The 21,934-nt window shown below is 72.8% G+C and carries 22 protein-coding genes and 1 pseudogene; 14 read left to right on the top strand and 9 right to left on the bottom strand.

Translation table 11 applies throughout. From position 1 onward, the window contains the following. Window positions 1-182 precede the first annotated feature (182 nt). The 4 genes from RKD23_RS18260 to RKD23_RS18245 all read left to right on the top strand — a co-directional run bounded on the left by RKD23_RS18260 (window position 183) and on the right by RKD23_RS18245 (window position 3,871). A complete protein-coding gene (locus RKD23_RS18260) occupies window positions 183-929 on the top strand; it encodes a hypothetical protein (protein WP_424854633.1) in 747 nt (248 codons plus the stop codon). Continuing rightward, window positions 923-1,645, top strand: coding sequence for a hypothetical protein (locus RKD23_RS18255; protein ID WP_424854632.1), 723 nt, complete (start codon window positions 923-925; stop codon window positions 1,643-1,645). Before RKD23_RS18260 ends, RKD23_RS18255 begins: the two co-directional genes overlap by 7 nt. Before the next feature lie 54 nt (window positions 1,646-1,699). Further along, the gene (locus RKD23_RS18250) at window positions 1,700-2,752 is read left to right on the top strand and encodes an aldo/keto reductase (protein WP_424858269.1); all 1,053 of its coding nucleotides are present in this window, start codon (window positions 1,700-1,702) and stop codon (window positions 2,750-2,752) included. Window positions 2,753-2,938: 186 nt separating this feature from the next. Beyond that, window positions 2,939-3,871, top strand: a complete 933-nt coding sequence (locus tag RKD23_RS18245; RefSeq protein WP_424854631.1) for a Dyp-type peroxidase — start codon at window positions 2,939-2,941, stop codon at window positions 3,869-3,871. A gap of 7 nt (window positions 3,872-3,878) precedes the next feature. On the opposite strand, the gene RKD23_RS18240 is transcribed toward RKD23_RS18245, so the two are convergent. Beyond that, a complete protein-coding gene (locus RKD23_RS18240) occupies window positions 3,879-4,244 on the bottom strand; it encodes a luciferase family protein (protein ID WP_404037336.1) in 366 nt (121 codons plus the stop codon). Window positions 4,245-4,489: 245 nt separating this feature from the next. On the opposite strand from RKD23_RS18240, the gene RKD23_RS18235 reads away from it, so the two are divergent. From RKD23_RS18235 to RKD23_RS18220, 4 genes are read left to right on the top strand one after another with little or no spacing between them, the layout of a single operon-like run. Further along, window positions 4,490-4,894: an LPXTG cell wall anchor domain-containing protein gene (locus tag RKD23_RS18235; RefSeq protein ID WP_424854630.1), complete on the top strand. Its 405-nt coding sequence runs from the start codon at window positions 4,490-4,492 to the stop codon at window positions 4,892-4,894. Beyond that, complete coding sequence (locus RKD23_RS18230; protein WP_424854629.1) at window positions 4,891-5,526, top strand: class F sortase; 636 nt, start codon at window positions 4,891-4,893, stop codon at window positions 5,524-5,526. Before RKD23_RS18235 ends, RKD23_RS18230 begins: the two co-directional genes overlap by 4 nt. Further along, window positions 5,523-6,014 carry an RNA polymerase sigma factor gene (locus tag RKD23_RS18225; protein ID WP_404037345.1) on the top strand — a complete coding sequence of 164 codons (492 nt, stop codon included), beginning with the start codon at window positions 5,523-5,525 and terminating at the stop codon, window positions 6,012-6,014. Before RKD23_RS18230 ends, RKD23_RS18225 begins: the two co-directional genes overlap by 4 nt. Next, window positions 5,998-6,453: a hypothetical protein gene (locus RKD23_RS18220; RefSeq protein ID WP_424854628.1), complete on the top strand. Its 456-nt coding sequence runs from the start codon at window positions 5,998-6,000 to the stop codon at window positions 6,451-6,453. Before RKD23_RS18225 ends, RKD23_RS18220 begins: the two co-directional genes overlap by 17 nt. 7 nt (window positions 6,454-6,460) lie before the next feature. Here the strand turns inward: RKD23_RS18220 and RKD23_RS18215 are convergent, their stop codons facing one another. The 6 genes from RKD23_RS18215 to RKD23_RS18190 form a co-directional block, all read right to left on the bottom strand. After that, window positions 6,461-7,144: a DUF6766 family protein gene (locus tag RKD23_RS18215; RefSeq protein ID WP_424854627.1), complete on the bottom strand. Its 684-nt coding sequence runs from the start codon at window positions 7,142-7,144 to the stop codon at window positions 6,461-6,463. Between the two features lie 87 nt (window positions 7,145-7,231). Next, window positions 7,232-7,633 carry a hypothetical protein gene (locus tag RKD23_RS18210; RefSeq protein ID WP_424854626.1) on the bottom strand — a complete coding sequence of 134 codons (402 nt, stop codon included), beginning with the start codon at window positions 7,631-7,633 and terminating at the stop codon, window positions 7,232-7,234. Between the two features lie 92 nt (window positions 7,634-7,725). Continuing rightward, on the bottom strand, window positions 7,726-8,775 hold the full coding sequence (locus tag RKD23_RS18205; RefSeq protein ID WP_424854625.1) for an ABC transporter substrate-binding protein: 1,050 nt from the start codon (window positions 8,773-8,775) through the stop codon (window positions 7,726-7,728). A gap of 102 nt (window positions 8,776-8,877) precedes the next feature. Continuing rightward, entirely contained in the window at window positions 8,878-9,702 is an 825-nt protein-coding gene (locus RKD23_RS18200) for an ABC transporter ATP-binding protein (RefSeq protein WP_424854624.1), read from the bottom strand. Then, the gene (locus tag RKD23_RS18195) at window positions 9,699-10,799 is read right to left on the bottom strand and encodes a FecCD family ABC transporter permease (RefSeq protein ID WP_424854623.1); all 1,101 of its coding nucleotides are present in this window, start codon (window positions 10,797-10,799) and stop codon (window positions 9,699-9,701) included. The genes RKD23_RS18200 and RKD23_RS18195 overlap by 4 nt, the downstream gene beginning before the upstream one ends. Further along, window positions 10,796-11,794: a FecCD family ABC transporter permease gene (locus tag RKD23_RS18190; protein WP_424854622.1), complete on the bottom strand. Its 999-nt coding sequence runs from the start codon at window positions 11,792-11,794 to the stop codon at window positions 10,796-10,798. Before RKD23_RS18190 ends, RKD23_RS18195 begins: the two co-directional genes overlap by 4 nt. Window positions 11,795-11,951: 157 nt before the next feature. On the opposite strand from RKD23_RS18190, the gene RKD23_RS18185 reads away from it, so the two are divergent. Together RKD23_RS18185 and RKD23_RS18180 are read left to right on the top strand one after the other, a co-directional pair. Continuing rightward, a complete protein-coding gene (locus RKD23_RS18185) occupies window positions 11,952-12,923 on the top strand; it encodes an ATP-binding cassette domain-containing protein (protein ID WP_424854621.1) in 972 nt (323 codons plus the stop codon). Next, window positions 12,920-13,711, top strand: coding sequence for an ABC transporter permease (locus RKD23_RS18180; protein ID WP_424854620.1), 792 nt, complete (start codon window positions 12,920-12,922; stop codon window positions 13,709-13,711). Before RKD23_RS18185 ends, RKD23_RS18180 begins: the two co-directional genes overlap by 4 nt. Here the strand turns inward: RKD23_RS18180 and RKD23_RS18175 are convergent. Next, the gene (locus tag RKD23_RS18175; RefSeq protein WP_424854619.1) at window positions 13,689-16,826 is read right to left on the bottom strand and encodes an ATP-binding protein; all 3,138 of its coding nucleotides are present in this window, start codon (window positions 16,824-16,826) and stop codon (window positions 13,689-13,691) included. The genes RKD23_RS18180 and RKD23_RS18175 overlap by 23 nt on opposite strands. A 48-nt stretch (window positions 16,827-16,874) precedes the next feature. Beyond that, window positions 16,875-17,615, bottom strand: a complete 741-nt coding sequence (locus RKD23_RS18170) for an SCO2400 family protein (protein WP_424854618.1) — start codon at window positions 17,613-17,615, stop codon at window positions 16,875-16,877. Between the two features lie 448 nt (window positions 17,616-18,063). Here RKD23_RS18170 and RKD23_RS18165 point away from each other — a divergent pair. From RKD23_RS18165 to RKD23_RS18150, 4 genes and pseudogenes are all read left to right on the top strand, one after another. Then, window positions 18,064-20,161, top strand: a pseudogene (locus RKD23_RS18165) (N-acetylmuramoyl-L-alanine amidase). 175 nt (window positions 20,162-20,336) lie between these two features. Then, window positions 20,337-20,681, top strand: coding sequence for a hypothetical protein (locus tag RKD23_RS18160; protein ID WP_424854617.1), 345 nt, complete (start codon window positions 20,337-20,339; stop codon window positions 20,679-20,681). A gap of 40 nt (window positions 20,682-20,721) precedes the next feature. Then, window positions 20,722-21,363, top strand: coding sequence for a hypothetical protein (locus RKD23_RS18155; RefSeq protein ID WP_424854616.1), 642 nt, complete (start codon window positions 20,722-20,724; stop codon window positions 21,361-21,363). A gap of 269 nt (window positions 21,364-21,632) precedes the next feature. Then, complete coding sequence (locus tag RKD23_RS18150) at window positions 21,633-21,836, top strand: cold-shock protein (RefSeq protein ID WP_020871138.1); 204 nt, start codon at window positions 21,633-21,635, stop codon at window positions 21,834-21,836. The last annotated feature ends 98 nt before the right edge of the window (window positions 21,837-21,934 follow it).

Below are 21,934 nucleotides of genomic sequence, written 5' to 3'. Positions count from 1 at the left end.
GCCCGGAGGACGGCAGTGCCGGTGCCGGCAGTTGTATTTCCCCCACGGCTGTCATGGCAAAGGTGTCCGGCCCAAGCCTCCTCCCGGCGGTACACACGCGGGGCTGCCCCTGGTCGGCGGGGCAGCCCCGACTCCACCCTGATCCGGGGCAACCCTGCGGGCCGTCCGGCGGTCCACTGTGCATGTCCCAGATACTCAACGGCCGCCGCGTCACGGCCACCTACGACGCGGAGGCCCTCCGCATCGACCGCTCCGGCCGACGCACCGACATCCCGCTGGCCGCCGTACGGGAGGTCCGCACCCCGGCCGAGCGGGTCGTGGAGGTCGTGCTCACCGACGGGGTCGTGCATCGCGTCGAGGGCGGCAACCCGACCGCCACCAGCGCGTTCGCCACTGCGCTGAGCGGTCTGCTGCCGCAGCGGCGGGACCCGGCGGGCAGCGCGCTGGTGACGACGAGCGGGTCGCGCGAGACGTCGGTGTGGTGGTTCTTCGGACCGCTGATCCTGCTGGTGCTGGCCTACCTCGGCTACGCCGGCTGGGTCGCCTCCACCCAGGGGGTGCGGGTCCTCGGGGTGATCGTGGGGCTGCTGCCGCTGTTCATCGGCCTGCTGCTGTTCTTCGGGGGCCTGGAGGAGACCTCCCGGCGGATCACGCTGGCGCGGCGCGGCATCACCGTGGAGGCGTACGCGACGTCGCGGCGGAGGGGGTCCACCTACTACCGCTACACCGACGCCGACGGCCGGGAGCACTTCTACAACTGCCAGCGCAACGTCCAGCGCACCCACATCGTGTACGACCCCCGCAACCCCGGCACGGCCGCGCATGTGCAGTGGCCGCCGTTCCTGCTGCTGAAGCTGTTCACGATGATCGTCCCCGGCGGGCTGGTGCTGGTCGTCGGCGTGGTCATGGTGTTCGGGGCGCTGTGGTGAGAGGCCGCCGGGTCCTGCTGTTCCAGGTGCGCACCCTGCACGCGGACGGCGAACGGGCCGTACGCACAGGGCTGTTGCGCACGGTCGCCGCGCGGCTGCTCGCCGGGGCCGCGGTGGTGCTGGGCTGGACGGCCGCCGGGCTGCTGCCGGTACGGCCGGAGCGGGAGACGCACCCGTACGTCCTGGTGGCCGGGTGCGCCGCGCTCGGCTGCTGGGCGCTGTGGACGCTGCTGCTGTGGCGCAACGCGGTGTGGGTGCGGCGCGGGCTGGTCACCGACGCCGGCACGAAGAGGCTCGCCGTGTCCGGGCTCGACCCGGTCGGCGGAGAGCCGGACTGGATGTGGGCCGTGCTGCGCACCGGGAACGTGATGCTGATGGGCGTGCCCATCGGCGGGCTGCTGCTCGCGCTCGCGGCCGAGGACGCCACGCCGCCCTCGCCCTGGTGGTACCTCGGCGGCCCCCTGGTGCTGACCGGCCTGATGGGCGCGATCGTCAGTGTTTTCGGCCTCGGCGCCTCCGGCGACGACTGCTGGACACCGCTCGGGGCGCTGGGCTGGCTGCTGATCTACGGCGTGCCGTTCCTGCTGGCCGTGCCCTGGCTGAGCGGCACACACCGGACGTGGAGCGCGGGGCTGGTCTGCCTGGCGATGCTGTGGCTGCTCGTGGCGCCGTTCGCACGGCTCGCCAAGGACGACCCGGGCAGATCCTCCCACTGAGGAAACCCGCTGGACTTGGAGTGCGCTCCAGCACCTAGCGTGCGCGGCATGAGCATGCGTTATCGCCCGCTGGGGCGCACCGGTATCGAGGTCAGCAGCTACTGCCTGGGCACGATGATGTTCGGCTTCGTGGGCAACGGCGACCACGACGACTGCGTACGGATCGTGCACGCCGCGCTGGACGCGGGCATCAACTTCGTGGACACCGCCGACATGTACTCCTCCGGCGAGTCCGAGACGATCGTCGGCAAGGCGCTGCGGGGGCGGCGCGACGACGTCGTCCTCGCGACCAAGGTGCACTTCCCGATGGGCGAGGGCCGCAACCGCAGCGGCAACTCGCGCCGCTGGATCACCCGCGCCGTCGAGGAGAGCCTGACCCGGCTCGGCACCGACTGGATCGACCTGTACCAGGTGCACCGGCCGGACCCGACGACCGACGTCGAGGAGACCCTGGCCGTCCTCGGTGATCTGCAACGGCAGGGCAAGATACGGACGTTCGGCTGCTCGTCCTTCCCGGCCGAGGAGATCGCCGAGTCCCACCATGTCGCCGAGCGGCGCGGGCTGCCGCGCTTCCGCACCGAGCAGCCGCCGTACTCGCTGCTGGCGCGCGGGGTGGAGCGCGCGGTGCTGCCGACCGTCGCACGCCACGGCATGGGCGCGCTGACCTGGGCACCGCTCGCCTCCGGCTTCCTCACCGGCAAGTACCGCAAGGGCGGTGCCGTCGACATGAGCGCGGGGCGTGCGGCGATCACTCCGTGGCGCTTCGACCCCGAACTTCCCGAGAACGTCAGGAAGTTGGAGGCCGTCGAGCAGCTGATCGGCGTCGCCGACGACCTCGGCTGTACGCTGCCGGAACTGGCGGTCGCCTTCCCGCTGGTGCACCCGTCCGTGACCTCGGTGATCCTGGGCCCGCGCACGCTGGACCAGCTCCAGGGGCTGCTCAAGGGTGCCGCGCTGACGCTGCCGGACGAGGTGCTGGACCGCATCGACGAGATCGTGCCCCCGGGCACGGACCTGTACCGCGCGGACGGCGTCTGGCAGCCGGCCTCGCTGACCGACCCCGCGCTGCGGCGCCGGCCGCAGGCGCAGCGGGCCGCGGCGGGCTGACGGCGCGCCGCGGGCGCATCACGGGCGCTGAGGCGCATTCCGGCCACGGAGCGTGCTCCGGGCCGAGGGGTCGGGACCGGTGACGGCCGGAGGCGTGTGGGGCATCGTGACGCCCTGGAAGGGCCCGGTGCCGCCGGGCGGGGGCGGGGCGTCCTGGGGGCGTGCCCGGAACGAGAGGGAGAGACCATGCCGTCGCCGTCGTCGCCCTTGCGACCGCAGCCTGTCCTGGAGGCGCCGACCGCTGCCGCGGTGTTCCTCGTCGTCACCGTCGAGCCCGGTGGGGAGGACCGTACGCGGGCCCTGCTCGGGGAGTTGGCGGGGCTGGCGCGGGCGATCGGCTTCGGGCGGCCCGAGGGGCGGCTGTCCTGTGTGGCCGGGATCGGCGCCCAGGCCTGGGACCGGCTGGCCGGCGGACCGTGCCCGGCCCTGCTGCGGCCCTTCCGGGAGCTGGCCGGGCCCCGCCACCGGGCCGTGGCCACCCCGGGTGACCTGCTGTTCCATGTCCGCGCCGAGCGGCCCGACCTGTGCTTCGCGCTGTCCGCCGAGATCGTCCGGCGGCTCGGTGACACGGCCGTCGTGCAGGACGAGGTGCAGGCGTTCGCGTACTTCGACTCCCGCAATCTGCTGGGCTTCGTGGACGGCACGGAGAACCCGGTCGGGGCGGAGGCCGCCGCCACCGCGCTCGTCGGCGACGAGGATCCCCGCTTCCGCGGCGGGAGTTACGCCCTCGTCCAGAAGTATCTGCACGAGGTCGACGCCTGGGAGAAGCTGTCGGTCGAGGAGCAGGAGCGTACGGTCGGCCGCACCAAGCTGACCAACCTGGAGATCCACGCCCCCGGCTCGCACGTCGACGTCAACACCGTCACCGACGCCGACGGCGCCGAGCGGCAGATCCTGCGCGGCGCGATGCCCTTCGGACGGCCGGGCCACGGCGAGTTCGGCACGTACTTCATCGCCTACGCCGCCGACCCGGACATCCCCGAGACCATGCTGCGCCGCATGTACCTGGGCACCGAGGAGACCGGACCCGACCCGCTGCTGGACTTCTCCCGGCCGGTGACGGGCACGCAGTTCTTCGTGCCGCCGGCCGACTTCCTGGAGGAACTGGCCGAGGACTGAGGGCCGTTCAGTCGCGCGGCAGCACGGTCACCCGGTGCAGGTTGCAGCCGGAGTGGTCCCCTTCGGTCTGCTGCGCCTTGAGGGCCATGCTGACCAGGCTCAGCAGCAGGTCGACGTCCGTGTCGCAGTCGAGGTGGACGGTCACCCAGCGCGAGCCCGGCACCAGCCGGACGGCGGTGGACTCCCGCAGGTCGGCGGACCAGCGGCCCAGCGAGGAGTCGGTCAGATGCAGGTCGACGTCGTGGCCGGTGTGGAAGTGGACTATCTCGCCGTGCGGGGAGCGAAGCGCCTGGCCCGTGCCGCAGCCGGCCGGACCCGGCGTCAGGTCGGGCCACACGGCGAGACGTTCCCGGGCGCGCTGGGCCGGAGTCATGCGCCCATGGTCGCCCCATCACCCTGCGGACACCAGCGGTTGAGCGTTCCGTAACGCGCCCGTGAGCTTCGGCGAGCGCAGCGTCCCCGCGCGCTCACACTCAGCGCGCGAGGAGGAGGAAGACGAGGGGGGCGTCGTGCTGAAGGCGGCCGGGGTTCGCGGGCCTTTGCCATCTCTTTACAACCCCGCCCGTCGCTGTCTCGTCTCTGAGCACGATCCGTCACCGACGAGAGAGAACGAGACTCATGCGACGCACCGTCCTCAGTGCCCTGGCCGTTGCCTGTGCCGCCGTCCTGGCGGGCGGCGGGGCCGCCTTCGCCGACAGCCCGGCCCCGGCCCCCTCCGCCTCGCCCACCCTCCCCCCGGCCACGCCCACGCCCACCCCCAGCGCGGTGCCGAGCGAGGCCCCCACCCCGGCGCCCACCGAAGCACCGGCGACCGCCGTGCCGTCGCCGGTGCCGACGGAGGCGTCCGAAAAGAGCGGCGGCCAGGTGTCCGTGGTCCCCAGCGGCGCGCCCGACACCGGGGTGGCGGCGTCGACGGGCGGTTCCTCCCAGGCGGGCCTCGGAGCGGCCGGGGCGGCGACGCTGCTCGCCGCGTCCGGCGGGCTCGCCTTCGTCGTACGGCGCCGGCGGGCGACCGGGGCATGACCGCACTGTCCAGGCGGGCCTTCGCCGGAGCCGGTGCGGCGGGCGCGGCCGCGCTGTTCACAGGCTGTGGAGGAGGGGGCGGCGGCGAGGACCGGCATGCCGACCGGGCCGTGGACCTGGAAGCCGACCGGCCCGGCGCGTCCCCCCGCCCGGCCGCCCGGCCCCTCGCCCGGTCCGAGCCGGTGCGGCTGCGGATACCGGCCGCCGATGTCGACACCCCGGTCATCCGGCTCGGGCTGGCCGAGGACGGGACCGTGGAGGTGCCGCCGGTCACCGAGCACGACCGGGCCGGCTGGTACCGGCACTCGCCCACGCCCGGCCAGACCGGCCCGTCGGTCCTGCTCGGCCATGTCACCGTCGGCCCCTACGGCGACGGCGTCTTCCGTCGGCTGGCCGGGCTGCGGCGCGGCGACCGGGTCGAGGTGCGGCTGAAGAGCGGCCGTACGGCGGTGTTCGCGGTGACCACCGTACGGACGGTGGCCAAGGCCGACTTTCCCGCCGACGACGTCTACGGTGACGTGAGCCGCCCGGAGCTGCGGCTGATCACCTGCGGCGGGCCCCGTACCGGGGACGAGTACCGCGACAACGTGATCGTGTCCGCCGCACTGATCCAGGGGAGCCCGGAGGCTTGAAACGGTCCCGCGACCAGGCGGCCTCCGAGCTGTTCGCCGCCCTGTACCCGCGTCTCGCCGGCTGGTGCCGGCGGCTCGTCGACGACGACGAGACCGCCCACGAGGTCGCCTCGGAGGCGTTCACCCGGCTGTGGGCGCGCTGGACGAAGGTGGACGAGCCGCGCGGCTTCCTCTACGTCACCGCGGCCAACCTGGTCCGGGACCACTGGCGCAAGCTGGAGCGCGAACGGCACGCGGTGCGCCGGGCGACGACGGAGGCGGCGGTGCGGCCGCATCCCGAGCAGGCCGACCCTTCGGTGCGGCTTCTCGTGCAGTCGCTGCCCGACCGGCTGCGCATCCCGATCCTCCTGCACTACTACGCTGACATGCCGATCCGGGAGGTGTCCGTGCTGACCGGACGCAAGGAAGGAACCGTCAAGGCCGACCTGCACGCGGCCCGCGAACTGCTCCGCGTCCACCTGAGGAGAAGCCTTGACCACTCGCTTTGACGAGGACTTCGACGACGAGGAGGAGTTCGGCCGCGACGACCCGCTCACGGTGCTGCTCGGCCCGCCGACCGGGCATCTCGCCCCGCCGCCCGGTCACTACACGGCCCTGCGCCGGGCCGCGTCCCGCCGCCGGCTGCTGCGTACCGCCGCTGCGGCCGGGCTGACCTGCGCGGCGCTCGCCCTGGCCGCGCTCCCGCTGTATCTCGCCGCCCCGGAAGGACCGGCCCGTCCGGCGCCGCCGCTGGCCCCCGCGCCGGCGCCGACGAGCGGGGCGCCGACTCCGGAGCGCAGCCTTCCGACGGTCAGCGAGGCGCCGTCCCCGGCCCCGTCCCTGCCGCCGGGCCTCGAGGAGTCCCCGGCGGAGACGGCCTCGCCCAGTTCCCCCGCCACCGAGGCGCCCGTCCCGACCCCCACGGCCGTGCCGACACCGACGGACTGACGTTCCCTCAGCCCTCGACGCCGGTCGAGGTGTGCGCGGCGCCGACCGGCTTGGACTCCGGGGAGCCGCGCTGGCGCAGATACACCGACAGGATGGCCATCGAGGCGACGGCCAGCAGCTCGGACTGCCAGTTCTGCAGGGTGCGGTTCCAGAAGTCGGCCGTGCCGATGTACTGCGACCAGGTGAGGGGCGCCTGGAGGTCGCGCAACTGCATCTCGTCGTAGGCGGCCGTGCCGGCGATCGACTGGGCCAGCCAGGACCACAGGAAGATCACCGCGAAGACGATGCCCAGCGAGCGCCCGTACACCCGCTGCCGCCAGCCCCCGGCGGAGGCCCAGCGCGGCGAGGAGGCGACGGCGTGCGGACCGACCATCTGCTCCTCGTCGCTCTCCGGGCCCGCCTTGTGCAGCTCCTTGGACTCGGGCGAGCCGCGCTGGAGCAGCCAGACGGTGGCGAAGACGTAGAGGAAGAACTGGAGGTACTCCGACTGCCAGTTCTCGGTGACGTCGACGGCGAAGTCGGAGGTCGCCAGGTAGTCGGGGAAGCTCAGCGGGTGCAGTCCGTCGGCGACGAGCTGGTTGTTGAACTCGGCGTGCCCGGAGACGGCCTGCCCGGCGACGGTGAGCAGGAAGCCGGCGCCGAAGGCGAGGGTGAGGCCGTTGTGCTTGAGGTACCGGGTGAGGCGGCTCATCGGTGCATCAGTCCCACGGCCGTGAAGTAGGCGAGGCCGCCGCACACGATCACCAGCAGCAGCGTGAACAGGGAGCGCATCGCCGCCTCACCCGCCCTTGACCTGGCACTGGTAGGGCCGCTGGGGGCGGGGCTCGCAGCCCGCCGCGGTGATCCTCCAGCCGGTGGGGAAGCGGGACAGGAACAGCGTGTCGGTGTCGAGCACGACCCGCGCCTGCTGCCCGTAGACCTGCACCGACCGCACCCGGCCGTCGTAGGTCAGGTCTTCCTGGAGCAGGGCCTCGGGGCAGGGCGACTCGGCCGACTGCTCCAGTTCCTGCCGGGTCTCGGGGGCCAGGGCCGCGCAGGCGCGCGGGCCGTCGGCCTGCCGGACGCTGTCGGCGAAGCGCAGCGCCGCCCGTGACGCGGCCGTCTCCCGCTCGCCGAGCGTCGCGCACCCGGCCAGACAGGCCGTCAGCGCGACAAGGACCGCCCACCTCCAGTGCCGCAAGGGACCTCCAGGGTTACGTCATGACGGGGGAGGCCCATGCTGACGCGGCGCGGCCGCCCGGTGGGGCAGCCGCGCCGCAGGGGATCGGCGGGTTACTTCGTGAGGCGGCTCTCCAGGTCGGCGAGCACCTGGTCGGCCGCGGTCACGCCGAGGCCCAGGTACCAGGTCTCGTCCGGGACGTCGTAGGCGTGGCCGGACTTGACGGCCCGCAGGTTCTTCCACAGCGGGTTGGCCTGGGCCTGGGACTTGTCCGTGGCCTTCGGGTCGCCGTAGACGCCGGTGAAGATGTAGTCGGCATCGGCCTGGTCGATGTTCTCGGCGCTGATCTCGGCGGCCAGGTCCTCGATGTCCTGGTTCTTGGGCCGCGGGATGCCGACGTCCTTGAGGATCGTGCCGATGAACGAGGCGTTGGCGTACAGGCGGATGACGCCGTCGGGCAGGTAGCGGACCATCGACACGGTCGGCTTCTTCGCGCCGAGCTTGTCGCCGAGCGCCTTCGCCTTCTTGTCGTAGGCGGCGAGGTTCGCCCGGGCCTGCGCGGTCTTGTCCAGGGCGGCCGCGTTGAGGAGGTAGTTCTCCTTCCAGGTGAAGCCCGGGCGCAGGGAGAACACGGTCGGGGCGATCTTCGACAGCTCGTCGTACTTGTCGGCGGCGCGCAGCTGGCTGCCCAGGATCAGGTCGGGCTCGAGCGCGGCGATGGCCTCGAGGTTGAGGTTGTTGATGGTGCCGACGTTCTCCGGGTGGCCCGCGTCCTTCTTCAGGTAGGACGGCAGCTCGGGCGAGCCCTCGGTGGGGGCGAGGCCGACCGGCTCGATGCCGAGGGACACGACGTTGTCCAGCTCGCCGACGTCCAGCACGACCACGCGCTTGGGCTGGGCCTTCAGTTCGGTCTCGCCCATGGCGTGCTCGATGGTCCGCGGCCACTCGCCGGGCTTGGCGTCCGTGCCCATTTTCGCGGTCTGTTCGGCGGCCTTCGCGAAGTCCTCGCCGCCCTGGGCGACCGACTTCTTGTCGCCGGCGCCGGCCGACGGCTTCCCGGCGGTCGTCTCCTCGCTGTCGCCCGAACCGCCGCACGCGGTCAGGGACAGCGCGGCGGCGAGCGCGAGGGCAACGGCGGCTGTGCCGCGGCGGCTTGCGGACATGGGAGGACTCCCGTCGTACGAGTGAAACTTAGGCAAGCCTTACTTTATGAGATACCTGTGAGTACGACGCATTCGGAGCCTGTGCTTCCGATCACGTCCGCGTCAGGTTTCCCGTACGGCCTGTTCGGGCACCCCGGCCGTCCGCGGCGGCCCCGGCACCACCAGCGGGCCCCCCGTCACCGGGTCCGGTACGACGACCGACGCCAGCCCGAACACCTCCTGCACCAGCTCCGCCGTGACCACGTCCGCCGGTGCGCCCTGCGCCACGATCCGGCCGGCCTTCATGGCGACGATGTGGTCGGCGTAGCGGGCTGCCTGGTTCAGGTCGTGCAGGACGGCGACCACGGTCCGGGCCCGCTCCAGGTTCAACTGCCGCACCAGGTCGAGGACTTCCACCTGGTGCGCGATGTCCAGATAGGTCGTGGGCTCGTCCAGGAGCAGGATGTCGGTGTCCTGCGCGAGGGCCATCGCGATCCACACGCGCTGGCGCTGACCACCCGACAGCTCCTCGACCGGGCGGGCGGCGAGCTCGGCGACACCGGTGCGCTCCATCGCCTCCGCGACGGTCCGCTCGTCGGCCTCCGACCACTGCTGCCACCACTTCTGGTGCGGCTGACGGCCGCGTGCGACCAGGTCCGCGACCGTGATGCCCTCCGGTGGCACCGGCGTCTGCGGCAGCAGCCCGACCGCCCGCGCGATCCGCCGGGTCGGGATCCGCGCCAGCTCGGTGCCGTCCAGCAGCACCGCGCCGCGCTTCGGCCTCAGCAGCCGGCCCAGGGCCCGCAGCAGGGTCGACTTGCCGCAGGCGTTGGGCCCGACGATGACGGTCACCCGGCCGTGCGGGATCTCCAGGTCCAGGTCCTCGACGACCGCGCGGTCCTCGTAGGCCAGGGTGAGCGACTGGGCGGTGAGGCGGTTGCCGGTCACGCGGTTCCTCCGGAACGGCTGCTGCGAGAGCTGACGATGAGCCACATCAGGTAGGGGGCGCCCACCAGGGCGGTGAACACGCCGACCGGCAGCTCCAGCGGCGACAGCAGCCGCCGGGCCAGCAGATCGGCCACGACCACGATCAGCGCGCCCGTCAGCGCCGAGCCCACCAGCGGGATGTGCGGGGTGCGGGTCAGACGGCGGGCGATCTGCGGGGCGAGCAGGGCGACGAAGTCCACCGGACCGGCCGCCGCCGTGGCGAGCGACGCCAGCACCACGCCGAGCACGCTCAGCCCCAGCCGGTCCCGGCCGAGCCGACTGCCCAGGGCGGTGGCGGTGTCCTCGTCCAGCGCGGCGGCGCGCTGCGCCCGGGCCGCCCACAGCACACACGGCACACACACCAGCAGCGCGGTCGCCAGCGGGCCCGCCTGGTCCCAGCCGCGGCCGTTGAGGGAGCCGGTGAGCCACACCTTGGCCTGCTGGGCGACCAGATAGTCGCCCTTGGTCACGAACAGCCGGGTCAGCGAGCCCAGCGCCACCGAGATGCCGATGCCGACCAGCACGAACCGGGCGGGGCTCAGCCCACGCCGCCAGGCCAGCACATAGACCAGGGCCGCGGCGGCGAGACCGCCCGCGACGGAGACGTACGGCAGGGCGGTGTACGAGGTGACGCCGAAGGTCATCGCGGCGACCGTCGCCGCGCCCGCCCCGTGCGTCACCCCGATGACGTCCGGGCTGGCCAGCGGGTTGCGCGCGACCGTCTGCACCAGCGCGCCCGAGACGCCGAAGGCGGCCCCCACCAGCAGCCCGGTCACCAGCCGCGGCAGCCGCAGCGTGCCGACGACGAGCTCGTCCGGGCTGGGCAGGCCGAGCAGCACCCGCACGACCTCGCCGGGCGCGACGAACGACCGGCCGACACAGAGGGAGGCGACCACGGCGGCCGCGAGCAGGACGCTCAGCGCCACGGCCACCAGCAGGCTCCGGCGGTGCAGCAGGAGGCTGCCGCGCCCGGCCCGCAGGACGGTGTGCCCCACCGGGGTCACGCGCGCGGCACCCGCAGGAGCGACGGGGGCCTGAGGACCGACGGGCGCGGTCATGCCGTCACCGCCTTCCGCCGGACCAGGACGACGAGGAACGGCACCCCGGCCAGCGCGGTCATCACGGCCACCGGCACCTCCGAGGGCCGTACGACGACCCGGCCGAGGACATCGGCCAGCAGCAGCATCACCGGCCCGAGCAGCGCGGCCATCGGCAGCAGCCGGCGGTGCGCGGGGCCCACGAGCGCGCGGGCGATGTGCGGGACGGCGAGACCCACGAAGGCGATCGGACCGGCCGCGCCCACCGCGGCACCGGTCAGCACGGTCGCCCCCAGCGCGCCGGTGGCGCGCAGCAGTTGCACATTGCGGCCCAGCCCCCGGGCGATGTCGTCGCCGAGGGCGAGGGCGTCGAGACCCCGGGCCATGGCGAGCACCAGCACCAGCCCGGCCACCAGGAACGGCCAGACCTGACCGGCGATCGCCGCGTCCCGCCCGCTGATGGACCCGACGTCCCAGAACCGGAACTCGTCCAGCGCGCGGGCGTCGGTGGTCAGGACCGCCGAGACGACCGAGGCGAGGAACGCGTTCATCGCCGCGCCCGCCAGCGCCAGTTTCACCGGCGAGGCTCCGCCGCGTCCGCCGCTCGCGACGGCATAGACGCACACCGCGGCGAGGGCCGCGCCCGCGAAGGCGTACCAGACGTACCCCGTGAGCGAGTGGACCCCGAAGAAGGCGATGGCGCACACGACACCCAGCGAGGCGCCCTGGCTGATGCCGAGGATGCCCGGCTCGGCGATGGGGTTGCGGGTGATGCCCTGCAGGACCGTGCCGGCGACGGCGAGCGCGACTCCCACCAGCACACCGACGACCGTACGCGGCACCCGCAGCGCCCGGACCACCTGCGCGTCGGGGCTGTTCCCGCCGTGCACCAGCGCGTCCCACACCACCGACGGCGCGACGGGCCGGCTGCCGACGGCGAGGCTCAGCAGTACGGCCAGCACCAGCACAAGGGCGGCGGCGGTCCAGCCGACGCGGCGTCTCGCGACTCCTGACATGCGCCCTTCCCCTGTGAGTCAGCTAAGGCTTGCCTAAGCCTACGTGGTGGTGGAAGGGCGGCTTCCGGCCCATGGGTTTCACTGCCCCGGCACTGCCCCGGCGCGCTGAAACCGGCCTGAAACCGCGGTGAACCGGCCGGGCCGCACAGTCCTCCCCATGACGACGACACACCACGAGCCGGCGATCGAGGCCACCGGGCTGCGCAAGGCCTACGGGGACAAGACGGTCCTCGACGGCATCGACTTTCAGGTGCCCGCGGGCACGGTCTTCTCGCTCCTCGGCCCCAACGGCGCCGGCAAGACCACCGCGGTCAGCATCCTCACCACGCTGATCTCCGCCGACGCGGGGCAAGCCAGGATCGCCGGGCACGACTTCGTCGCCGACGCGCAGAAGGTGCGCGCCGCGATCGGGGTCACCGGGCAGTTCTCCGCCGTCGACGGGCTGATCACCGGCGAGGAGAACATGCTGCTGATGGCCGACCTCCAGCATCTGTCGCGGGGCGAGGGCCGCCGGGTCACCGCCGAGCTGCTGGAGCGCTTCGACCTCACCGAGGCCGCGAAGAAACCCGCCTCCACCTACTCCGGCGGCATGAAGCGCCGCCTCGACATCGCCATGACCCTGGTCGGCAGCCCGCGGATCATCTTCCTCGACGAGCCGACCACCGGACTCGACCCGCGCTCCCGCCACAACATGTGGGGCATCATCCGCGAGCTGGTCCGCGACGGCGTCACCGTCTTCCTCACCACCCAGTACCTGGAGGAGGCCGACCAGCTCGCCGACCGGATCGCCGTCCTCAACGGCGGCAAGCTGGTCGCCGAGGGCAGCGCCGAGGAGCTCAAGCGGCTCGTCCCCGGCGGGCACGTCCGGCTGCGCTTCGCCGACCCGGTCGCCTACGAGAGCGCCGCGAGGGCCCTGCGCGAGACCACCCGCGACGACGAGGCGCTCACCCTCCAGGTCCCCAGCGACGGCACCCAGCGCGAACTGCGCGCCATCCTCGACTGGCTCGACAGCGCCGGCGTGGAGGCCGACGAGCTGTCCGTGCACACCCCCGACCTCGACGACGTGTTCTTCGCCCTGACCGGCAGCACCGTCCCCGCCCAGTCCGCCCCGAAGGAGACCCTCCGATGACCGCCGCCGGCCTCGCCGTCCGCGACACCATGACCATGCTGCGGCGCAACCTCCTGCACGCCCGCCGCTACCCGTCCCTCACCCTCAACCTGCTGCTCACGCCGATCATGCTGCTGCTGCTCTTCGTGTACGTCTTCGGCGACACGATGAGCGCGGGCATGGGCGGCGGCGACCGCTCCGACTACATCGCCTACGTCGTCCCGGGCCTGCTGCTGATGACCATCGGCTCCACCGTGGTCGGCACCGCGGTCTCCGTCTCCAACGACATGACCGAGGGCATCATGGCCCGCTTCCGCACGATGGCGATCCACCGCGGCTCGGTGATCACCGGTCATGTCATCGGCAGCGTCCTGCAGTCGGTGCTCAGCGTGGTCCTCGTCGGCGCCGTCGGCGTGGCCATCGGCTTCCGCTCCACCGACGCCACGGTCCTGGAGTGGCTCGCAGCCTTCGGACTGCTCGTGCTCTTCGCGAGCGCGCTGACCTGGATCGCCGTAGGCATGGGCCTGGTGAGCCCGAACGCCGAGGCCGCCAGCAACAACGCCACCCCACTGATCCTGCTGCCGCTGCTGTCCAGCGCGTTCGTGCCGCTCGACGCGATGCCGGGCTGGTTCCGGCCGGTCGCCGAGTACCAGCCGTTCACCCCCGCCATCGAGACCCTGCGCGGCCTGCTGCTGGGCAGTGAGATCGGCACGCAGAACGCCGTCCTCGCCGTCGCCTGGTGCCTGGGCCTGACGGTCCTCGGCTACCGCTGGTCCCGGGCCACCTTCAACCGCGAGCCGCGCCGGTGAGCTCCCGCAGGGCCTCGGCCCGCAGCTCCTCCGGCCCCAGGGCGGCGTACCTCGACCTCGCGTCGGTGTACGCCGCCCGGTCGGCGTGCTCGGCCGCCTCCCGGGAGCGCGCCGAGGACAGCGAGGGGAAGTCCCGCACCACCGGCATGCGTTCGGCCAGCGCCACCAGCCGTACGGCCGTACGGTCGCCGGAGGCGAGCCCCGCCAGGCCCAGCGCCAGCAGGACCGTGCCGTACACGGGCGCCTCCACCGGGGACCCCTCGCCCGGCGTGCCGTTCAGCAGGGCGAGCAGCCGGGTGCGCAGCTCGCCGGGCAGCGCGGCCACCGGCTCCAGCCGGCCGTGCCGGGCGTGCGCCGCCAGCGTGGCCGCCCGCACCTGGAGCGCCCACGGCGCCACGAACGGGTCCCCTGCATGCCGCAGGCCGTCCGCGTCCACCCGCTCCACCGCCCGCCGCCACAGCCCGAGCCCCACCTCGGTCAGGCCCCGGGCCAGCGCGATCTCCGCCCGGACCGGCAGATCGGGGGCGTAGATCTGGTCGGGCACCGACGGCTGCTCCAGCGCCGCGAGACCCAGCCAGTACTCCGCCTCCTCGACCTCCCCGCGCTGCAGACAGGCCATCACCAGCCCCCACCGCACCCCGATCGAGTCCGACCAGTCGCCGAAGTCGCCGAGCACGTCCAGCGCGGCCCGCAGATGCTCGTACGCCTCCGCGCCGTTCTCCGTCTGGAGGCACAGCTCGCTGATCCGGCCGTGGCCGAGCAGCAGCATGCTCGGGTTGTCGAGCGGGGCCAGCGCCTGCAAGGTGCGCCGGGCGTACTCCAGCGCCCGCCCGGTCCGATGCTCCGACTCCCACACATAGCTGGCGACACACGCCGCGACCCCCGCGAGCAGCGGCTCGTCGGCGTCGCACAGCTCCTCCAGCCGCGCGTACTCGGGCGGCCGCATCTCCGGTACGGCACACAGGACCAGGGACAGCGCCCGCAGCAGCGTGTCCGGCGGGGCCGACGGCAGCCGGCGCAGCGTCACCCACTGGCGCAGGGCGTGCGGGCCGTGGCCCATGAACAGGCTGGCCGTGCACACGGCGGCCGCACTGCGGGCCGGCTCCACGTCCTCGGGCCCCGGCCGGAAGTGCGACAACGGCCCACCGGTCTCGGCGGCCAGCGCGGTCAGCCGGGTGAAGTTGGTGTCGGTGGCCCACAGCGACGCCAGTACGGCGGTCAGGGCGGCGATGGCGGGCCCGTCGGAGCGGGCGAGCGCGTGCCGCGACGCCAGCACCAGGTTGTCCTGCTCGGCACGGATACGGTTCCAGGCGGGCAGGGGGTCGGCGCTGAACAGCACGTCGTGATGGGCCCGCCCGAACTCCCGCGCCCAGTCCAGGAACCGGCCGGTGACCACCTCCTCCTCACCGGCCTCGGCACGCCGGGCGGCGCTGAACTCCCGCAGCGTCTCCAGCATGTGGAAGCGCACCCCGGACCTGCTGTCGCTCACCTTGATCAGGGACTGGTCGGCGAGCTGCTCCAGCAGGGTCAGCGCGTCGCCGTCCTCCCCGAGCACATGCTCCGCCGCGTCCTCGGTGAACCCGCCGGGGAACACCGACAGCGCGCGCAGCGCCGCCCGGCCGTCCTCCTCCAGCAGGTTCCAGCTCCACTCGACCACGGCCCGCAGCGTGCGATGCCGCTCGGGTGCGTCACGGGCACCGCCGCGCAGCAGCGCGAAACGGTCCCGGAGCCGACGGGATATGTCGGCCACGGACAGCACCCGCACCCGGGCGGCGGCGAGTTCGACGGCCAGCGGCAGCCCGTCCAGATGCCGGCAGATCTCGGCGACCGCCTCCGGGTCCAGCTCCACCCCGGGCCGCGCCGCCCGCGCCCGCTGCCCGAACAGCTCCACCGAGGTGTCCAGGGACAGCTCCGGCAGCGCGTACACGGACTCCGAGGTCAGCCCCAGCGGGGCACGGCTGGTGGCCAGGACGCGCAGTTCCTTCGACCGCGACACCAGGTCCCGTACGAGCCCGGCGGCGCCGCTCACCACATGCTCGCAGTTGTCCAGCACCAGCAGCACGGGCCGTGTGCCCAGCGCGGCGGCGATCCCCGCGACCGGGTCCCCGGCACCCGCGAACTGCAGGCCCTCGCCCGCGCCGACGGCCGAGGCGACCTCCCCGGCCACGTCCTCGTCGGCCGTGACACCGGCCAGCGGCACGAAGTGCACCACCCGCTGCTCGGCCGCCCGGCTCACCGCGTGCGACAGACGCGTCTTGCCCAGCCCGCCCGGACCCGTCACGGTCACCACCCGCGCCTCGCGCAGCAGCCCCGTCACCGCGGCGACATCGGCGTCCCGGCCCAGCAGCGGATTCGGCTCGTGCGGCACGCCCTGCCGCACCCGAGGCGCGTCGGCGCTGAGCAACTCCTGGTGCACGGCCTTCAGTCGAGGTCCAGGGTCGGTGCCCAGCTCCTCGCGCAGGGCGCGCCGGTAGGCGTCGTACCGGGTCAGGGCCGCAGCCCGGCCCGCGGTCGCCGCCTCGCTGCGCAGCAGTTCCGCCAGCACCTCCTCGTCGCGCGGCAGCTCCCGCGCCAGCTCGGCCAGCGGCTCCACGGCCTCCGCGAGCCGCCCCAGCCGCGCCAGCGCCAGGGCCCGACCGCGCACCAGCGCCCGGAACGCCCCGACCCGTCCGGCGCGCAGCGCCACCACGGGGTCGTACAGCTCCTCACCGGACCCGGCGCCCACACTCCCGTCCCACAGCGCCAGCCCCGCCTCGGCCTGCGCGAGCGCCCCGGCGTGGTCCCCGGCCCGGGCCCGCTCGCCGCAGGCCGCCTCGCACAGCAGCAGCGCCGAACTGTCGACCTGCCGCTCGTCGAGCCCCAGCCGGTACCCGCTCGGCGTGCTCAGCACGACCTCGGCCCCGAGCTGCGTCCTGAGCCGGGACACCAGCACCTGCACGGCCTTCCCCGGCCGCTCCGGCAGCTCCCCGTCCCACAGCCCCTCCACGAGCCGCCCGGTGCTGCACCCGCCCCGCAGGTCCTCCGCCAGCAGCGCCAGCAGCCCGCGCAGCCGCGGCGCCGTGATCTCCCGTCCCCGAAAGGCGACTTGGCCCAGCAGCGTCAACTCGGTGGTCATTGCGGCAGCCTAGCCATGGCCGCCCTGCGGGACCGGTTGAGAACGGTTTCAGCCGAGGCAGAGGACCAGCAGGCACACCTTCGCCGGGTCGGTCTGCTCCCCCGTCGGCTGCGTCGGCTCGGTCGGTTCCGTGGGCGGGGCCGAAGCCTCGGGGGGCTGCGTGGCCGGGGCCTCGGGTGCCGTGGGTGCGGTCGGCTCCACGGTCGGCGTGCTCGGGGGCGGCGTCCGCGGGGTGGTGACGGTGGAGGACTGCGGGATGTCGCGCTGCTGCGGGGCGGCCGCCGGGGCGTGCCGCTGGACCGGCACGCCGACCCGAGGGGTGGTCACCTCGGCCGGGGCGGCCGGGGCCTCGGCGGGCACGCTCGGCCGGGGGGCGCGCTGCGTGGCGGCCGGGCTCGACACCGGCTGGGGCGTGTGGTCGGGGGCCTGGAGGTCGACTCCGCCCATGGGCCGGTCGTCCGGCGCCGCGGCGGCCTGCGCCCGTGCGGGGGTGCCGCGGTCCAGCGAGGCGAGGGTCAGGCCGCCGCCGACCAGGGCGACGGCGGTCGCGACGGCCGCCCGGCGCTTGTGCTTCTTCAAGCGGGCGAGCTGACGCCGCCGGGCCGCCCGCCCGGGGCGCGTCGAGGGCGGGGCGTCCTCGGCCGGGACGGGCGCGGGTGCCGGTGCCGGTGCGAGGCGGGTGACAGGGGTGGGCACGGCGGCCGGGGCTATGTCAGGCGCGTAGGCGCCGCACCCGGGGCACACCAGGGCGCCGTTGAGATGCCGCCGGCACGCGGAGCAGTAGTCCATCTACGTCTTCCTGTTCCCGTCGCACGGTGATCGAACGGCCAGTCACGCTAACGACACTTCCCGGCCCGGGTGTGCAGCCCGTGTGACGCTCCTGCGCGGATCCGGGCAGCGCGCGTCCACACAACACCGCGCCCCGGATCGAGCCGGTCGCCTGCCAGTCATGAATGGGGCGAAGTGTGACACTTCAGGACATGACGGGTGCTCAGAAGCGCACGGCGACGCTGCCGTTCGGAAGGCCTGCAACTCGCCGCCTCCAGCCCCTGATTGGTGATCTGCGTCACGCCTGGCCGGTTTTTCGTGATGTTCACCGGTCGGGTGACGCTAGATAGTTGAGGGGCACATGTGTTCGGTGCCTCTTCTGTGATTTCTTCCAAGGCCGACTGCGGCCCACTATCGGGATGGATTCGTCGTGAGTCGTCGTACGTCGCATGCGTACAGACCATTGAGCCTGAAACGACGGGCGTGGATCACGCTCGGTGCCGTGGTGCTGGCCGGAGGAGGCGTGGCGACCTACGCCGCGGCCAGCCCCTCCGCCGCCCCGGAGGCCGAGGGCCAGGACAAGCGGCCGGTGGAGGTCTACCACCTGCCGCTGAAGGGCACCACGAGCGGCGAGCGCGAGCTGCCGCGCACGGACACCAAGCAGTTCTCGCTCGTCGGTGTCACCTGGAACGGCGCCCTGAAGAAGCTCGACGGCACGGCGCAGGTGCGCACGCACAGCCTGCGGACCGGCGAGTGGGGCCCGTGGTACGACCTGGATCTGGACATCTCCCCGCCGGACAAGCCGGACGCCGACATGCGCGGCGCGTCGGCGCCGATGTGGGTCGGCCCCTCCGACGGCGTCGAGGTCCAGGTCCGTCACGAGGACGGCAGCACCGGTGCGCTCCCCAAGGGCCTCGAGGTCAGCCTGGTCGACCCGGGCGTGGTGACCGAGGCCGAGACGAAGATGGACGCCCCGCAGCCGGCGGCGTACGCGGTGTCGACGACCGCCGAGGGCGCGACCACCGCCGAGGCCGCGGCCGCCGTGCCGCAGCCGCCCGTCGTCTCCCGCGCCGAGTGGGGCGCGGACGAGACCCGCAGCCCGGACCCGTCGGAGTACAACGCGGACATCAAGGCCGTGTTCGTCCACCACACCACCGGCGCCGACTACGACTGCTCCGAGTCGCCGGCGATCGTCCGGGGCATCTACGCGTACCACACCGACCCGAAGCCCCAGGGCAACGGCTGGAACGACCTCGGCTACAACTTCCTCGTCGACAAGTGCGGCACCGTCTTCGAGGGCCGCAAGGGCGGCATCGACAAGCCGGTGCTGGGCGCGCACACCTACGGCTTCAACCGTGAGTCGACCGGCATCTCCGTCCTCGGCAACTACGTCTCCGGCTCCGCCTCGGACGCCGCCCTGGAGGCCGTCTCCCGCGTGGCCGCGTGGAAGCTCAGCCTGTACGGCGCCGACCCGGCCGGCACGGTCGCCCTCAACGCCGGCGCGACGCAGCCGAACTACTTCGGGACCCAGTTCACCGCGGGCCAGCCGTACACCTTCAACCGGATCTCCGGCCACCGCGACGGCTTCAACACCGAGTGCCCGGGCAACGCCCTCTACGCCCAGCTCCCCAAGATCCGCACCTGGGCGGCCGGCCCGGTCCGAGGGCCTGAAGATCGGCTCGCTCACCGGCGCGACCGCCTCGGGCTCGACGTACTACACCAAGGGCTCGGTCACCGTCCGCTGGTCGGCGACCACGCCCGCGTCGCTGATCTCCCGCTACGAGGTGCTGGTCGACGGAAACGTCGTCGCCACGACGTCCGGCGCCGGTTCGGCGAAGGCGGTCACGCTGGCCGCGGGCAGCCACACGGTCGCCGTCCGCGCCGTGCACGTGTCGGGCAAGCCCGCGGAGACGACGCCGCTGACCGTGGTGGCCGACGCCACCGCCCCGACATTCACCACCACGCCGAAGCTGGCCCTGCGCACCGGCACCGTGAACACGACGGCCGTCCCGGTCACCCTCAGCTGGAAGGCGACCGACGACAAGGCCCTGCGCTACACGAAGCTGCTGTCCCCGACGACCGCCACCTTCAGCGCGGCCGCGACGCTCTCCAACCGCACCTCCGCCTCCGGCTCGGCCAGCACCTGGTCTATGCGGGCGTACGACTACGCCGGCAACTACCGCGACGCCTCGGCCGCCTACACCCCGGTCATCCTCCAGGAGACCTCGGCCGTGAAGACCGGCACCTGGACCACCCGCTCCTCCACCAGCTACCTGGGCGGCAAGTCCTACTCCAGCGGCTCCAAGGGCGCGACCCTGACCTGGACCTTCACCGGCCGCTCCGCCTCCTGGGTCGTCTCCCGCGCGTCCACCTCGGGCCAGGTCTACGTGTACGTCGACGGGGTGAAGGTCTCGACGGTCGACCTGAAGTCCTCCACCACGCTCTACCGCCAGGCCATCTGGACCAAGACGTGGTCCACCAGCGCCAAGCACACCGTCAAGATCGTCGTGGTCGGCACCAGCGGCCGCCCGACCATCACCACGGACGGCCTGGTCTACATCAAGTGACCGGGCCGGCCGGCCAATGACCACAAGGAAACCGCGTGCGCCCCAGGGCACACGCGGTTTCTTTGTGTGGTCTTCCCGAAGATCTCCTGGACCGGCACCGGCGTCCACGAGGCACCAGTGATCATATGTACGCCACACCACATGCACAGGCGGCGTCGCGCTGCCCGTCTCGATCGTGGCTTCGGAGCCGGTCGAGATTCCGCGGGTCCGGCCCGACAGCGGGCCGGAAGCGGTCCTGGCCGCGCTCGCCTCCGTGACTCCCGGTGCCGAGGTGCGAGAGCTCGACGCCACCGCGGCCCTGCGCTCGGAGCGAGACGTACCCGCCGACGCGGCCCAGGGCGTCGACGTCGGACACCGCCGGGTCGAGTACCTCGTGCCGGTCCCGGACAGCGCCCCCGACCAGTACGTCACCTTCTCCTTCAGCGCGCTGATCGCGCCCGGCTCGGATCCCTCCTTCTACGACCTCCTCGTGGAGTTGTTCGATGCCGTGATGGGCACCTTCCGCTGGAGCTATGCCTGAAGGCTCCCTGCCGCCGCGCCCCCGAAGAAAGAGACCGTTCATGTCCGAAGGCACCCTGTGGAGCACCGACCTCGGTGCCCCGCTCCGCATCGACACGGATGCCAACCCAGATCCCTGGGGCTATCTGCACCTCCAGATCGACAGGAAGAACTTCAAGGAATGGCTGGACCTGCACCTGACCGGTCTGGCCGCCGTCCACGGCATCGAGCTCTCCCGTAAACTCCGCCGATTCCACAAGAGCTTCTACGAGCAGACGATCGTCACGCTCAGGGACAAGCTCCAGGCCGACGAGGCGTTCATCTACCACCCCGTTCCGCTGACCTACATGCCGCTGGTGATGCACGCCACCCGCCTCCACTGCGAGGCCCGTGACGCGTCCTCCTGCGAGGGAGTCACCGCGGCCACGGTGCCGCACCCGGACATCCCCGAGTGGCAGCAGCGAACCGGCAGTGTTCCGTTCGACTCTCCCCACCTGGGCGCGGACGGGGTCCGGGTCACCCGCTCCTACCCTGCGGACAGCACCATCATGATGACCTCGGTGACGTACCACTGGCACACTCCGGCCGGCCTCCCCGACGTCCTGCTCCGCGGCCACCACGACGATCCGGAAGTGATGGCCGCGGCGATGGACGCCTTGGACGACTTCGCCCGAACGCTCCGGCTTCCTGAGACGGCCAGTTGACCGGCGCCGCCGGGACGGGAGTGCGCCGCTGTCCCCGGGATCTCCACCGCGGCGGACGCTGAAAAACTGACAGCGCCGGAACAGATATTCTCCGGTTTCCCACGGCGGCGCCGTTTTTCCTTGCAGCCGCTTTTTATCGTGGTACGCTGGCTGTCAGTTGCAGTTGTGGTTGCCAGTTTTTGTCACAGGTTTTTCCCGGGCAGGTGATCATCGCAGCGATGAGGAGGCTCGTGAAGTGCGAGCCTCGCTACTGCCTCAGGAGTTTTGACATGGCCACCGGTACCGTGAAGTGGTTCAACGCGGAAAAGGGCTTCGGCTTCATCGAGCAGGACGGCGGCGGCGCTGACGTCTTCGCCCACTACTCGAACATCGCCACCAGCGGCTTCCGCGAGCTGCAGGAAGGCCAGAAGGTGACCTTCGACGTCACCCAGGGCCAGAAGGGCCCGCAGGCGGAGAACATCGTTCCCGCCTGATCCAAGGCCACAAAAGCCTGAAAGAGGCCCGCACCTTCGAGGTGCGGGCCTCTTTCGTATTCCCCTGACGTATTCCCCTGAAAAGAATATGAAGGGGA

Origin of the sequence: Streptomyces sp. SAI-170 (genome assembly GCF_049739565.1) — a bacterium.
In the GTDB taxonomy this organism is placed as follows: Bacteria; Actinomycetota; Actinomycetes; order Streptomycetales; family Streptomycetaceae; genus Streptomyces.
This window is presented reverse-complemented; position numbering and strand designations above follow the sequence as displayed.